12 protein-coding genes are annotated in these 14773 nt (G+C 38.9%); 7 read left to right on the forward strand and 5 right to left on the reverse strand.

The window, feature by feature from the left end; translation table 11 throughout:
* Positions 1-8 precede the first annotated feature (8 nt).
* Positions 9-308, reverse strand: coding sequence for an isoamylase early set domain-containing protein (locus AAEU31_RS05010; protein ID WP_138557726.1), 300 nt, complete (start codon positions 306-308; stop codon positions 9-11).
* A 1140-nt stretch (positions 309-1448) separates the two neighbouring features.
* Here AAEU31_RS05010 and AAEU31_RS05015 point away from each other — a divergent pair.
* Positions 1449-3362 (forward strand): putative bifunctional diguanylate cyclase/phosphodiesterase, encoded by a 1914-nt coding sequence (locus AAEU31_RS05015; RefSeq protein ID WP_421966639.1) that lies wholly within the window; start codon positions 1449-1451, stop codon positions 3360-3362.
* Between the two features lie 49 nt (positions 3363-3411).
* The gene (locus AAEU31_RS05020; protein ID WP_135926354.1) at positions 3412-4335 is read left to right on the forward strand and encodes a hypothetical protein; all 924 of its coding nucleotides are present in this window, start codon (positions 3412-3414) and stop codon (positions 4333-4335) included.
* On the opposite strand, the gene AAEU31_RS05025 is transcribed toward AAEU31_RS05020, so the two are convergent.
* A complete protein-coding gene (locus AAEU31_RS05025; RefSeq protein WP_421966640.1) occupies positions 4332-5495 on the reverse strand; it encodes a transporter substrate-binding domain-containing protein in 1164 nt (387 codons plus the stop codon). The genes AAEU31_RS05020 and AAEU31_RS05025 overlap by 4 nt on opposite strands.
* Before the next feature lie 71 nt (positions 5496-5566).
* Positions 5567-5995: an Lrp/AsnC family transcriptional regulator gene (locus AAEU31_RS05030; RefSeq protein ID WP_135926352.1), complete on the reverse strand. Its 429-nt coding sequence runs from the start codon at positions 5993-5995 to the stop codon at positions 5567-5569.
* A 203-nt stretch (positions 5996-6198) separates the two neighbouring features.
* Between AAEU31_RS05030 and AAEU31_RS05035 the strand changes: the two genes are divergently transcribed.
* The 5 genes from AAEU31_RS05035 to AAEU31_RS05055 all read left to right on the forward strand — a co-directional run bounded on the left by AAEU31_RS05035 (position 6199) and on the right by AAEU31_RS05055 (position 12410).
* Entirely contained in the window at positions 6199-7404 is a 1206-nt protein-coding gene (locus tag AAEU31_RS05035) for an aspartate aminotransferase family protein (protein WP_135926351.1), read from the forward strand.
* Between the two features lie 47 nt (positions 7405-7451).
* Entirely contained in the window at positions 7452-8486 is a 1035-nt protein-coding gene (gene astA / locus AAEU31_RS05040) for an arginine N-succinyltransferase (protein ID WP_135926350.1), read from the forward strand.
* A gap of 18 nt (positions 8487-8504) precedes the next feature.
* Positions 8505-9977: a succinylglutamate-semialdehyde dehydrogenase gene (gene astD / locus AAEU31_RS05045; protein ID WP_421966641.1), complete on the forward strand. Its 1473-nt coding sequence runs from the start codon at positions 8505-8507 to the stop codon at positions 9975-9977.
* 40 nt (positions 9978-10017) lie between these two features.
* The gene (locus tag AAEU31_RS05050; protein WP_421966642.1) at positions 10018-10821 is read left to right on the forward strand and encodes a DUF1338 domain-containing protein; all 804 of its coding nucleotides are present in this window, start codon (positions 10018-10020) and stop codon (positions 10819-10821) included.
* Between the two features lie 371 nt (positions 10822-11192).
* Positions 11193-12410: a type III PLP-dependent enzyme gene (locus AAEU31_RS05055; RefSeq protein ID WP_421966643.1), complete on the forward strand. Its 1218-nt coding sequence runs from the start codon at positions 11193-11195 to the stop codon at positions 12408-12410.
* 90 nt (positions 12411-12500) lie between these two features.
* Here the strand turns inward: AAEU31_RS05055 and AAEU31_RS05060 are convergent, their stop codons facing one another.
* Both AAEU31_RS05060 and AAEU31_RS05065 read right to left on the reverse strand, forming a co-directional pair.
* Positions 12501-13781 carry a flavohemoglobin expression-modulating QEGLA motif protein gene (locus AAEU31_RS05060; RefSeq protein WP_135926346.1) on the reverse strand — a complete coding sequence of 427 codons (1281 nt, stop codon included), beginning with the start codon at positions 13779-13781 and terminating at the stop codon, positions 12501-12503.
* Between the two features lie 78 nt (positions 13782-13859).
* The gene (locus AAEU31_RS05065) at positions 13860-14726 is read right to left on the reverse strand and encodes a TlpA family protein disulfide reductase (protein ID WP_421966644.1); all 867 of its coding nucleotides are present in this window, start codon (positions 14724-14726) and stop codon (positions 13860-13862) included.
* Positions 14727-14773 lie beyond the last annotated feature (47 nt).

Genomic DNA, 14773 nt, shown 5'->3' on the forward strand with positions numbered 1-14773 from the left:
CAACTCACCTAAACGCGTTGGGTATTAACAATACTATTATCTGTTCCAAATTCATTTGGAATATAGCCATCAGCCTGGTGGTCGTTATCCCACTCTTGACCATTAATTAGATAACGAAAATGAAATTCTTTATCAAGCGGTAGGCGTTGTTTACATTTAAACACTTGTTCTTTTTTATTGAATTTCATTGGCACTGGTTGCCAATCTGTAAATTCTGCAACTAACTGCACGTCATCTGCATCGGGATGCTTAAACTCAAAGGTAACTTCTGTTTCGTCTTTAGTCTTAAAAAAACGTTTACTTAACATAGTGGGCTCCAATCAACCAATTGGTAAATTTATCCTTGTCACAGTACCGCTTTTAAAAACTTACTGCGCGAAACTGTGCGTTTAAGGTTTATTTATCTAGATACTTATGAAAATAAGTGAACTTAGTAAATCAAACCTATGTTTACGCATTATGACAGTGCATCAGCTTATTTTTTGCACCAAAAAAGAGCAAAAAACAAACTATCCTAACACCCATCATCTTGCTAACTTGTTATGAGCAATAACTGAACCAAGTTGGCTATAAAATATAGTTTAATTTCAATATGTTTTTTAGGTGTTGCTTTTAAAGCATTGTAAAAGTAGTTAACTTGCGGACTTTGGTAAAGTGAATAAATTTGAAGCTTATTTAGAGTAAAAACACTAAATACAATATTACACTTAATACAACAAACTGCATGAGTAGTTAATTTCTAAAATAAAAAAACACATTCAACAGCGACGAAAACTCAACCTTTATTTTTACTTATATTTTTAGTTTAAATAAACACGATAAAAACAGTATCACCTCATTATATTGCAAACAAATATATAAAATAAAAAGACCACTATATAAGCTGGCGATACAATTTACATTTTTTAAAAAATATCTCAGCAATAAAACGAAGACAATAAGTAGAAAAGCGTAAATTTTAGACTTACATGCAGTCCCTTTTGAAAAAAACTTTCCAAATCTATGCAACAAGCTAATGATTTTTCCCTACAGTTTAAAATCAGATCTCTCACTAGTCTGTAAACACTTGAAAGCTTGAAAACCACAAAAAACGCAACTTTTATACAAAAACAACCACAGGGGTAAAGTTATCATACATATTATTATTATAAATAAATTGATCATGCACAAAGAAATCACCACCTCAAATGCGCTAAACTAGAATATCTGCTCGATAATACGCTTACTCTGCCGCACCACAATTCAGCAATTGGCAACAATGGAAGAATCATTTGAGAATGAAAAGGTTAGAGCAAATATACTAAACAATGTGAAATTTCACATTTACTTACACCCATTGTTCCATTAGACAAGAAAGGCTTTGTTAATTAAATTTACAAGCAATATACTCAAGGCATTAAGCTGGTGAGTTTTATAGTAAAAAATTAACACCAAAACGGTAGTAATCTATGACCAAATCTTTTCGTATAACGTGCATAACCATAATAACCTTAATGGCTTTTTGTTATGGCTGTAACATACTGTTAACCAAGCAAGTTAATGATATACAATTCAATATTAATACTGCAGAATTGAGAACATTTGAGCGAACGTTGTTAAATGTTGAGCCATCGCCTTGGTACAATGTGATACTATATGGTCAGAAAACGTTTCTCGCTGATGACTCTCAATTTGTCGTAATTCAAGCAACCCCAGTTGCAATTAATGCAATTGAGGCGAATAAACTTATCAAACTAACACTTTTATCACCTGTTAATATTATTGTGTTTCTTCTGCTTGCATTAGCAATAAGCCTGGTAGTTACAAGAAAAAAGCAATCAAGTAGTGAAAAGTATTTGTTAAAGGAGCTAAATAAACAAACGACAGAGCTATTAGAGAACTTAAATGTTGTCCATGTGCCATCTGAGCCTACAGTAAAACCTATTATTCAACTTAAAAAAAATGTTCAAGCACTTAGCTCGCATATAACGACCTATACGAGAGAATCTGAAGTGAGTATTCATCAAGACAAACTCACCTTATTACTTGACCGCCATGCTTATATTGAATACCTCGCAGAACAATTACAAATAGCCGAAAATAACAAACTCAGATGTTCTTTATTATTCATAGATTTAGATGGCTTTAAGCAAGTTAATGACTCTTTTGGGCACAGCTTTGGGGATGAAGTGCTCATTCAAGTTGCAGCCCGTTTAAGTAGTGTATTACGTCATCATAAATTAATAAATTTGTCTCCTAAAAGTCAGCTTGAACAAAACTTAGCTCGATTAGGTGGTGATGAGTTTTCAATATTTATAAGCCAACAACTAGATCAACAAAAAACTGTTGAAGTTGCTCAAAATGTGTTGAGAGAGATTGAACGTGATTTTGTTCTTGGTAATAAGTTAATAAAAATTAGTGCAAGTATTGGTATTGCCGTTTACCCTGATAGTGCGGCTACACCGCAATCTTTATTACAGATGGCCGATGTTGCTATGTACCGCGCTAAAACAGATGGGCGCGGTATTTTCAAAGTTTATTCACCTGAAATGGGTAAAAAGATCCGCCGATACCACTATTTACTTGAAGAAATGCGTTTAGCAATCGCAAGTGAAAGCTTTCATTTGTCTTTTCAACCCATCGTACATGTTGAGGATTGCGCGATAGATTACTTTGAAGCGCTGATCCGTTGGGATCATCCAGCTGAGGGCTCTATTGCTCCTGACGAATTTATACCAATCGCTGAAGAATCAAACCTAATCTTAGATTTGGGTGACTGGATAATGCTTGAATCGTGTCGACAAATGTCAGCATGGCATAACGCAGGCTTAAAGAAGGTTAAAATTTCAGTAAATATCTCTGGTGTGCAATTAAAGCATCTTGATATTTATAAATTTATCACAGAAAAACTAGCTAAAACAGGTCTACCAGCAACGGCACTGATGCTTGAAATCACAGAGTCTACGCTGATAAAAGCTAGTAATAAAATCATTCATTCTCTAGAGCGCTTGCGTGAAGAAGGCGTCACTATTGCAATTGACGATTTTGGTACAGGATTTAGCTCATTGAGTACATTGGCTGAATTACCAATTGATGTTATTAAACTCGATAGAATGTTTGTCTCACAGGCTGATCAAAATCCTAAATATAACCAGATATTACATACGTTGAGTGAATTAGGGCAAAAACTTGGATTAAAAATTGTTGCTGAAGGTGTTGAAGATCACAGCCAGTTTGAGCTTGTCAAATCACTTGGCATAAGAAGTGTGCAAGGCTATTTAGTTAGCCACCCTGAATCATCCGTTTATGTAGGCCATAAAGTTTTACAAGACAACTTAAACTTTATGTCTGTAACAGGCACTGGTGTTTGGAATATACAGTAATTATCGTTATGACTATAATAGCGTGTACTTTTCCAAATATGTGCCTTAAATGTTAAAAAAAAGCCTATTATCTATATTACTGTTTTCCATCACGTTGATGGGAATTTTTGTAGCCTCTTCAATTTACACGCTTTACAGTAAAAAGCGTTTAACTGTTGACCCTAAAGTGAAAGAAATTTCAGGAATTGAATTTGATAAATATAAACGACTATGGGCTATTAACGACAGTGGTGACCAACCGAAGCTCTATCGGCTCAATAAAGATGGCTCTATTGCTAAAGAAATCTTAGTAACAAATGCCAAAAACATTGATTGGGAAGATATGACACAAAATAAATTTGGTCATTTTTTTTTAGGCGACTTCGGCAATAATAACAATGATAGAAAGTGGTTAACCATTTATAAAATCGAAAACCCTATTGATATCAAAGGCGACACCACTGAAGCCGAAATTATCAAGTTCACCTATCCAGAAATGGATGGTAACCCCATTACTCCAGATCAAAAAAACTTTGATTTGGAAGCGTTTGTAGCTCTCGGTCGTCACCTCTATTTATTCACTAAAAACAGAACAGAACCATTTGATGGTATCACCAAAGTATATAAAGTAGGCGATCATGCCGCTAATTTTGATGCAGAGCTAATTGACTCATTTAAAACCTGCACCACCATGGAAAAACTCTGTTGGATCACTTCTGCAGCACTTAGCCCAGACCGCTCCAAGTTAGTACTGTTAGATTCAACTAGCATCTGGCTATTTGAGAATTTTCAGGGTGATAAGTTTTTTTCTGGCGACGTTTCGCTTATAGATTTAGGTATCGTGACCCAAAAAGAAGCGATTACTTTTTATGATGACAATACGATTGTTTTCACTGATGAAGAATTTAAAGGTATTGGTGGCAACGCTTATGTGATTGAACTTGATAAGGTTGAGAAAAAAGTCATCCGAAAAGCGCCTAAACCTAATCACTAAGGGCTACTTACTTTATTTGAAAGTGCCTTTTCAATATCGATTCCCAAAATCAGCACACCAATGTGCTGATTTTCATCATCTAATATGGGTACACTAAACTGCACCTGAAAGTGCTTTGTCGACTCATCAAACTCAACCGAGTCAATGTAGTAGTCATCATCTTGCAAATACATATTTAAAAACTTAGCTTCATCACCCTGCCAATAATCGGTTGTGACTTCACTGATTATGACATTCTTGCCTTGTTTGTCGGTGACGATTGTTTCTGTAATTAGGCCTTGCATTTGCTTTTGCCACACTTGTAAGAATTGTGAACCCTCAAGTTTGAGAAAGCGCTCTGCAAGTATTGGTTTATTGTCAATAACTTGCTTAGCCCACTGCTGATCAATCTGCTCTAACTGTTTGATATCAATTGGTTCTTCATTACTTTTTATTACCGCCTGTTGCACCTGTTCTGAGCTTGCTAAATGCTGTATTTTTTCTAGGAGCACTTTCACTAATGTTAGTTTTTCAATTTTTGACAATATGAAAGGGTTTTGTGAACAGCTACTTATGTGGCTATTAAATATGTTTAAAAACTCGGGAAACTCCTTGAGCGTTTTATTTGCCGCAAATAAGCCAAGTGGAACATAGCGGTAAAATGCCTGCGCGTACTCGTCAGGTTTTATTTGCAGTTGCACAGCGTTGTATTCAAATTCTTCTAAATCAAGCAAAATTCTGTCTACACGCTGCTTTTTAAATACTTTCAGTAGTTCATGTGTGGTGTTAACTTCTACTTCAATATTTTTATTGCTTAGTTGATACCAGTCAGCCTGATGGCTTCCCCTAACAACCCCATAACGAAGGTCTTCTTCAGCGATCGTCGCTGAATCTGCATGGGTAAACCAGTACCAATTTTCTAAATACATAGGTGCAGAAAGTTCACCATACTCTTGCATTTGCGATAACAGGTTTGCGGTAAAGTAACCATCGAGCCGATTTAACTGCACTTCCCTTTTTGCTCTGAGCCAAGGTAGCTTATGTAACTTAAATGGCACATTGATTTGCTTAAATATACATTCAACATGACTTATTGCATTATGAGGTACGTTAATTGGCAGATTCGTTCCTATCTGAAGCGGTTGAGCCACAGTGAGAGAAAGCAAAAAAGAAGCAAGCATTAATATCAGCCTAAACAACTAATAAATTAATTTTATTATAGACAATAAGCGCATTTTTACTTGCTAAACAATTAACGCTTAAATTTTGTCTCTAAAATCACCGACGAGGTCGTACGCTCAACACCATCTAAGTTACCAATGTCATCTAAAAGATGGCTCAGCTTTTCAAGGTTTTGGGCTTGTACAACAGCAATCAAATCAAATTCACCGCTAATTGCATAGAGCTGTGAAATAGCATCAATCTGCTTTAGCTCTATGTTAGTTTTAGTGGTGAGTTTCTGTTTAACCTTGATTGAAACATGCGCTGACACCATTTGGTTCAAGTAGGCATCTCCATAATCAACGCTGTAGCCTTTTATTACACCTGACTCTTCTAGTTTTAACATACGACTTTGTACTGTTGAGCGAGAGAGATTAAGCGCTCTAGCTAAGTCTGAAATACTAGCGCGGGCATTAGTTCTTAAGATAGATAAGAGCTTTTCATCTTGAGGAGTTATCACTTTGTTCACTTTCATCGTTAATTTGCTTTTTATTTTAGTCATTTTTCACAAAATAGCACTGCAAATTTAAGTTCCTAACCAAGATAATAAGAAAAATAGATAAGAAAAATAATCTCATCGTGCTTAATTAGGCAGGAACGGCTTAACTGATCTAATTTTCGCAATATACTTTTTTCATACTAAGCCAGATTTAGGTGCAACAAATGCAAGTAACAAGAGAACTTTTTAACGACGTAATGGTACCAAACTACAACCCATCAGAAGTGATCCCTGTAAAAGGTCAAGGCTCGCGTGTTTGGGATCAAGACGGTAAAGAATTTATCGATTTTGCAGGTGGTATTGCCGTTAACTGTTTAGGTCATTGTCATCCAGCTCTTGTCAATGCGCTGAAAGAGCAAGGCGAAAAAATTTGGCACTTATCAAACGTAATGACCAATGAGCCTGCACTGCGCTTAGCTAAAAAATTAACAGACGCAACGTTTGCAGATAAAGTGTACTTTGCAAACTCAGGCGCAGAGGCTAACGAAGCAGCATTAAAATTAGCACGTCGCTGGGCATTAGATGTACACGGCGAGCAAAAAAATCAAATCATCGCGTTCAACAAGGGCTTCCACGGTCGTACATTCTTTACCGTTACCGTAGGTGGTCAAGCCGCTTACTCAGATGGTTTTGGTCCTAAGCCAGCTGCAATCGATCACTGTGATTATAACGATTTAGCTGCTTTTGAAGCACTTATCAGTGACAATACATGTGCAGTGATGATGGAACCTCTGCAAGGTGAAGGCGGTATTATTTCACCTACAAGCGAGTTTATCGAAGGTGTACGTGCATTATGTGATAAACACAATGCTTTACTTATTTTTGATGAAGTACAAACAGGTGTTGGTCGTACAGGCGATTTATACGCTTACCAAGGTACTAATGTAACTCCAGATATTCTTACAACAGCTAAAGCATTAGGCGGTGGCTTCCCAATTGGTGCGATGATCACAACAGCCAGTATTGCAGAGCATCTAAAAGTTGGTACACATGGCTCTACTTACGGTGGTAATCCACTTGCATGTGCTGTAGCAGAAGCTGCTTTTGATACCGTAAATACAGCAGAAGTACTTGCTGGTGTGAAAGAGCGTGAACAGCTTTTCCGTGAAGGCTTAACGGCAATCAACAACAAATATGATGTATTTAGTGAAGTTCGTGGTAAAGGTCTTTTATTAGGCGCAGCACTAAATAGTAAATTTGAAGGCCGTGCACGTGATTTCTTAGTTGCAAGCACAAAGCATGGCTTAATGAGCCTTGTTGCTGGTACAAACGTTGTGCGCTTTACGCCATCTTTAGTGATCCCACTTGAAGATATCAAAGAAGGTTTAGCTCGCTTTGAAAAAGCGGTTGCAGACGTTGTAAACGGTTAATTCTAGTTGGCGCATGCTTTTAAGTGTGCGCCATTGGAGTGCAATTAATGCAAGTATTACGTCCTATCACAGCAAATGATTTTGCTGCGTTGAAACAAATTGCTATCGAGTCAGGCCATGGTTTTACCTCACTGCCAGTCGATGATAATTTATTACAACAAAAAATCGAACGCGCAGAACGCAGTTTTGCTAAAGATATAAATAAACCACAAGACGAAACCTACTTATTTGTACTAGAAGACAGCAAGACCGGTGACGTTATTGGCACAACAGCTATCGAAGCCGCTGTGGGTATGTCGGTTCCTTTGTATCATTATCACTTAGGAAAAACCGTTCATCACTCCCCTACACTAAATGTTTATAATACTGTCGATATCTTGAGCATGTGTAATGATTACACCGGTTGCTCTGAGATTTGTACATTGTTTTTGCGTGAGCAAAACAGAAAAGGCTTAACTGGTCGCTTTTTATCGCGTTCACGTTTTTTGTTTATGGCGCAACATAGTGAGCGTTTTGCCGATACCATCATTGCAGAAATGCGAGGTGTTAGTGATGAAGACGGTCACTCACCTTTTTGGCAATGGCTACAAGAACACTTTTTTAGCATTGAATTTCCACAAGCTGATCACTTAGTTGGCCTTGGCGATAAAGTGTTTATCAGTGAGTTAATGCCTAAGTACCCTATCTATGCCAACCTGCTTAGCAAAAAAGCACAAGCTGTCATTGGTCAAGTTCATGAAAAAACCAAACCTGCACTGAAACTTTTAGAAAAAGAAGGGTTTGAGCATCGTGGTTATGTCGACCTATTCGATGCAGGACCAACTGTAGAGGCAAAACTTGGTAATATTCGCAGTGTTCGAGAGTCACAAGTATGCCCTATTACTATAGGTGAACTTGATCATATCAATGAGAAATGCTCAGACACACTGGCAATTTGTAATCAAGGCGTGAATGACTTTAGAGCCACTTTTACTAAACATGCTCATTACAATCACGCTAAGCACACCTTAATCGTCAGCCAAGAAGTGGCAGAAGCACTTAAATTAAAACAAGGGGATGCAGCGCGGTTCTTCCGTCTGTAACCACTTAAGGAGTTTAAAATGAGTGTAACAACTCAACTTATAGATAACCAATGGCAAGTTGGCCTTGGTCATGATTTTAGTTCAATCAACCCAAGTAATGGCGAGGTTGTTTGGCAAGGTAAAACCGCCACAGCTGAACAAGTAGCTGATGCAATTAAAGCAGCCCGCAATGCGCAGCTTGGCTGGGCTGATATGAGCCTTGAAGATCGTATCGTTATTCTTGAAAACTTTGCAGCCGAGCTTAAAGAAAACAGCGAAGAGTTTGCGACTATTATCGCCCGTGAAACAGGAAAACCACTTTGGGAAACACGTACTGAAGTAGGTGCAATGACGGGTAAGATTGCTATCTCTATTAAGGCATACCATGAGCGCACGGGTACGACAGAAAACCCAATGCCGGGTGCTAAAGCGTTTATTCGTCACAAGCCACATGGTGTTGTTGCGGTGTTTGGCCCATACAACTTCCCAGGTCATTTACCAAATGGCCATATTGTTCCTGCTATTTTAGCGGGTAATACAGTTGTATTTAAGCCATCAGAACTAACGCCTCATGTTGCTGAGTTCACTTTAAAGCTTTGGCTAAAAGCAGGCTTACCAGCCGGTGTCATCAACCTTGTTCAAGGTGAAGTAGACACAGGTATTGCTCTTGCATCTCACCAAGATATTGATGGCTTATTCTTTACGGGTAGCTCAAATACAGGTCACCTATTACATAAGCAATTTGCAGGTCACCCAGGTAAAATTTTAGCGCTGGAAATGGGTGGTAATAACCCACTGATCGTAAAAGATGTCGCAGATGTAAGTGCGGCTGTACACGACATTATTCAGTCTGGTTTCATTACGTCAGGCCAACGTTGTACCTGTTCTCGTCGTTTATTTATTGAGAACTCAGCAAATGGTGATGCAATTTTAGAAAAATTAATTGCTGCAACAAAAAACATCAAAGTGGCAGACAGCTTCAGCGAGGATCAACCATTTATGGGTGCAATGATCAGCGAAAAAGCAGCACTAGGTATGGTTGCAGCTCAGCAGCAGTTACTTGATATGGGAGCGACCTCTCTTGTTGAGCTTAAGCATCTCGAGCCGGGCACAGGTTTTGTAAGCCCAGGTATTATTGATGTTACTGCCGTCAAAGATATGCCAGATGAAGAGCATTTTGGTCCTCTTATCAAGGTATATCGTTATACAGATTTTGATAGCGCGATTAATGAAGCAAATAACACCTCGTTTGGTTTATCTGCAGGTTTATTAAGTGATGATAGCAACGACTACCAGCATTTCTTAAAACGTATTCGTGCCGGTATCGTTAACTGGAACCGACCAATTACAGGCGCATCAAGCGCTGCACCGTTTGGTGGTATTGGTGCCAGTGGTAACCACAGAGCAAGCGCGTATTATGCTGCTGACTACTGTGCATACCCTGTTGCTTCTGTTGAAGCCGATAAAGTTAATTTACCACAGACCCTTGCGCCGGGCTTAATTATTGAATAATTGATTGGCGGCCTTGCCGCCTTAATTGAAGGAATTAAACATGCACACAGATGTAAACGCCCTATTTGAAAATCTATGGGAAAACTATTTATCAGTTACGCCTTCGGCGGTAAAAGTACACGAGCTACTAGGCTCTACACAAAAAGATGACGTGATTAACGATCACATCGCTCTACGTACTTTTAATCACGAAAAAATCGGTTTAGAAAAACTAGCTGCGCACTTTTTAGCTGTTGGCTACAAAGAATGCGGCGAGTATCATTTCGAAGCGAAAAAACTATACGCTAAGCATTTTGAACATTCAGATCCTAAACAACCTAAAGTTTTTATCTCTGAATTACTTGTTGAGCAATGCTCAGAAGAATTACAAGCTATTGTGAACGACATGGTTGATCAGATTGACGAAAGTGCAGTAACAGCTGATAACTTCCTTTACTCTGGAACGCACTGGCAAGTAAGTTCAGACACTTACAAAAAGCTGTTAGCAGAAAGCGAATATGCAGCGTGGATGTCGGCGTGGGGTTACCGTGCTAATCACTTTACTGTGAGCATCAATGAATTAGCAAAATTCGATGATATCGAAAGTGTTAACCAAGCACTTAAAGATGCTGGGTTTGCTTTGAATACATCAGGCGGCGAAATCAAAGGTTCGCCTGAGGTATTGCTTGAGCAATCTTCAACCCTTGCTGATGACAGCGAAGTGGAATTCAGCGATGGCAAAATGGCTGTACCAAGCTGTTTTTATGAGTTCGCACTACGTTATGCAAAACCAGATGGCGAGCTTTACACAGGCTTTGTAGCAGCATCTGCCGACAAAATTTTTGAGAGCACCAATTCTCGATAAGTAACGGCTTGTTAGCTAAACCAATAATTAAAAAATCCCCTTTTTTGGGGATTTTTTTTCGTTTAATAAAATCTATTTCTCTAGAGTATCAAAAATTTAAATCGTTATAATCATTTAAAAATCAACAGGTTAAAAATATATTTCTGTTTTTGAAATTTTTTATTGCGCAAATAAAAAAGCAGATCTATTATCACGCCGCTTCTTGATGATAGCCAATCCGAGTACATTACAAACACTGTTTGTAGCAAGGCGATAGAGCAACTATCCAAGAGTGTATTTGATTGCACAGAACATACTGTGCGCTTAATAACACTCAACTGACTCGGACTTCCATTTTTTTCCGGGCAGTTGCTTAATTGCCGGAGAGTAAAATGGCTATTTCAACCCTTACACAAGACTTAACAATCAAAGTACCTGCAGCGTCGGTTGCTGCAAATGAATCAATTGCACAACCATCAAACCAATTTATTGAGCAACTTGTTGCACAACATGGCGCGCCATTAATGGTGCTAGATTGTGAATCTGTTCGTCATCAATACCGTGCATTAAGCCGTGCTTTACCTGGCGTTGTTTTACACTTTGCATTAAAGCCACTGCCTCATCCTGCGGTTGTTCGTACGCTTTTAGAAGAAGGTGCCAGCTTTGATTTAGCAACCAGCGGTGAAGTAGACTTAGTCGCCAGCCAAGGCGTACCAAGTGACCGAACGATTCACACGCACCCAATCAAACGTGATCGTGATATCCGTGATGCACTTGAATACGGTTGTAATGTGTTTGTGGTTGATAACATCAATGAATTAGAAAAGTTCATTGCATACAAAGACCAGGTTGAGTTACTTGTTCGCTTAAGTTTTCGTAATGCGGAAGCATTCGCTGATTTATCGAAAAAATTTGGTTGCAGCCCAGCAATGGCCATTGAAATCATTAGCTACGCGCAACAATTAGGTATCCGTATCAAAGGGTTGTCGTTCCATGTTGGTTCGCAAACAGCGAGTCCAACTAAGTATGTCACTGCTATTGCTGCATGTAACCAAGTGATTAACGACGTAGCCGCATTAGGATTACCTGCGCTTAGTACGCTTGATATCGGCGGTGGTTTCCCAGTGCCTTACAACAAAGATGTGCTGCCAATTGATGAGTTTTGTGCGCCTATTAATGATGCCTTAGCACAGTTACCAGAGACAGTTCGCGTAATTGCTGAACCAGGTCGCTTTATTGTAGCTAGTGCTGTAACCAGTGTTGCATCGGTAATGGGTCAAGCGTTACGTGATGGCAAGCCTTGGTACTATTTAGATGATGGAATTTACGGCTCATTCAGTGGTTTATTGTTCGATGAAGCCTCGTACCCTATCGACTCGTTCAAACAATCAAACGAACGTGTTGAGTCAGTGTTAGCAGGCCCGACTTGCGATAGCATCGACGTAGTAAGTGAGTCAATTATGCTACCAAAATTAAACAATGGTGATTTAATCATCAGCCGTATGATGGGTGCATACACATTAGCAACCGCAACAGATTTTAACTTCTTCAAACGTGCAGAAGTTATCGTACTGAATGATGTAGTGCAGGTTGACGCACTCACCGGTTAATCGTTTCCTCGACTAAAAGCATGTAAGGCAACATGCTTTAACTCTTAAAATGCAGCTGCTCATTCCAGCTGCATTTTTTTATATATTTATTCAAATAAAGAGTGGTTTATAGTCGTTTTCTAATTGCTCAAACGATAAGTTGCCGATAAAACGGCCAAAGCTTAGCCAAGTTGCTAGGCCTCGTAAGTCTTTAAAGTGTGGCGGAATAAATTTAGGGTCTTCAATCACACCTAGATCATGCAATTGTGATATCAGTCTGAAATCATCAATCGAAATTTTACCAACCAATAACAAGTGCAATTGATCAATTCGACCTAACTGAATGGCAACTCGGATAAGGTTATACACCAACACGAAACCTTTGATATAAGCGATATCTTTGGTAAAAGGTAAGCCTGTTGCTGTACTGCCTCTAAACACTCGTTGTGTGAGTGTATAGCTGTCGTCTTTACTCAAACCTTGCGCTACATAGTCACGATAAATATCAACAAACTCCGCGCCATCAATAACCTTAGTAATACCTTGAATACGGTTCACTAATTTTGCTAAACGTCGTGGCGTCGACTTTAAAGTAATAATTTCGGTTAAGACAGCAAGGCCTTCTTGGGTGACCGTGGAGCTCGGTGTGCCTTTACTTAAACAAGTTAAATATGGCTGAGCAAGACCGTTTTGCGTCGTACCCACATGGATCCAGCCTTCATGCACTTCAAGAATATCAAGCTCACGCTGAGAGAACTTAACATCTTGATTAAGTTTAATATTATTTGCACCAGCTGCGGCATCACTGACGATACCATCACTCAGAATGACCTCAACATCAATGCCTGGCATCGTTTGAGACACTTGAGCTGCTAGAATTTTCACCGCATCTTCTGCATCGATATTTTTTGGATCATCAGGCAAGATATCGGCATCAAGCATACTCTTTAGTGGCTGCTCAAGCATAGTTGCAAGCTCTGAAAGTGACGGCTCTCCAGCATGGAATAAATCTTTAGGGTGACCGAACAGCTCTACAGACAGATCATGAAATTCAGGGGTACCACGATACTCAATCATACTAAGTACGGTTTTATATTCAGTACACATCTTGCTCATGTATTGCGCAATCGGGTTTAGTTGCCCTAATTGGCTGATGATATCGCGATTTAAATCAGAAAACGCACGGCGCAGTTCGCTTGGTACAAAACCAAGGTCACGCTGTTGGTAATAGGCTTGATCAACTGTTGGGTTTTTCTGGCATTTATGCTTAAAAAACTCTTCTTTGATTTGTTTATCCCAGTTGATCGCATCAAGGATACGAATGGGTGTTTGCAGTGCGATTAATCGGTCAGATAACTCGCGTGTTTTTGCTAATAATGCCTTATCTATCATGCTCTAGGCTCACTGTGTAATGAGCCTTGAGCATAGGCTAAATTTGCATAATTACAAAGCAAAATCACACGGTTTTTATTAAAATTTAGCCTGTGTTGAGACTATTTTTCCATCGTTGTAAAGAAGTAAACTTGGTACCGAATTAATGCCATTTTCGATAAATAACTCATTTCCATAATCGATTGAAACTGGCATGGTTACAGAGAATTTATCAATATATTCTTGCACTGCACTTTGATCTGTCCATAACTGACTCACTTTAACCTCGACATCAATTCCTTGCTTTGCCAACTGATTAACATGTTGCTGCGCCAATTCACACTGCTTTGCCATTGCAGGGCGAGTGTCTGCTAAGTACCAGTCGCACCATGTTGCGGTGAATAGCACTGCTTTTTTGCCTTTATTCGGAATAACCAAAGGAGCCGCTTTACCTTGCTTTTCACCTAATAATCGCGCTTTTTCAACTTTACCATTGTGTGACAACAAGCGTAACGTGTTATCAAGCGGCTTATCAGCTTCGTGGCCTTGAAAAATAACCTTTTCATCGCTATCAATTAACACATGAAAAGGGGTGCCCATAAATTCATAATGTTTAGCAACCCGGCCTGTATGATCGGTAAATAATGGCATGCTAAGTGAAAAACGCTCTTTAACCTTAGCAACAGCGTGTGCATCATCATTGAGGTCGATATTAATTGCTACAAATTGAATTTTATCGCCATACTGTTCGTAAGCATGCTGAAAATGCGGCATCTGCTCCATACATGGCTTGCACCAAGTAGCCCAAAACTTTAAGTAAACTGGTTTTTTGCCTAAGTAGCTTTCAAGTTTGACTATTTTCCCTGTTTCATTTTCTAAAACAAGGGGGGCTGTATTTGCTGATATGCTTTGGCTTACAAGCAACAAGCCTGTTAGTAGTATCAGTAGTATTAATTTATAACTCATTGTGCGTCCCTCAAATAAAACCAATTTTAAGTTTAAGGTAAGACAAA

The sequence above is a fragment of the Pseudoalteromonas thalassia genome (assembly GCF_049257215.1).
GTDB lineage: Bacteria > Pseudomonadota > Gammaproteobacteria > Enterobacterales > Alteromonadaceae > Pseudoalteromonas > Pseudoalteromonas lipolytica_C.

Bases quoted from the DNA above. Each gene is read 5' to 3' on its own strand.
- AAEU31_RS05010 (WP_138557726.1), bottom strand. From the start codon at position 308: ATGTTAAGTAAACGTTTTTTTAAGACTAAAGACGAAACAGAAGTTACC.
- AAEU31_RS05015 (WP_421966639.1), top strand. From the start codon at position 1,449: ATGACCAAATCTTTTCGTATAACGTGCATAACCATAATAACCTTAATG.
- AAEU31_RS05020 (WP_135926354.1), top strand. From the start codon at position 3,412: ATGTTAAAAAAAAGCCTATTATCTATATTACTGTTTTCCATCACGTTG.
- AAEU31_RS05025 (WP_421966640.1), bottom strand. From the start codon at position 5,495: ATGCTTGCTTCTTTTTTGCTTTCTCTCACTGTGGCTCAACCGCTTCAG.
- AAEU31_RS05035 (WP_135926351.1), top strand. From the start codon at position 6,199: ATGCAAGTAACAAGAGAACTTTTTAACGACGTAATGGTACCAAACTAC.
- astA (WP_135926350.1), top strand. From the start codon at position 7,452: ATGCAAGTATTACGTCCTATCACAGCAAATGATTTTGCTGCGTTGAAA.
- astD (WP_421966641.1), top strand. From the start codon at position 8,505: ATGAGTGTAACAACTCAACTTATAGATAACCAATGGCAAGTTGGCCTT.
- AAEU31_RS05050 (WP_421966642.1), top strand. From the start codon at position 10,018: ATGCACACAGATGTAAACGCCCTATTTGAAAATCTATGGGAAAACTAT.
- AAEU31_RS05055 (WP_421966643.1), top strand. From the start codon at position 11,193: ATGGCTATTTCAACCCTTACACAAGACTTAACAATCAAAGTACCTGCA.
- AAEU31_RS05060 (WP_135926346.1), bottom strand. From the start codon at position 13,781: ATGATAGATAAGGCATTATTAGCAAAAACACGCGAGTTATCTGACCGA.
- AAEU31_RS05065 (WP_421966644.1), bottom strand. From the start codon at position 14,726: ATGAGTTATAAATTAATACTACTGATACTACTAACAGGCTTGTTGCTT.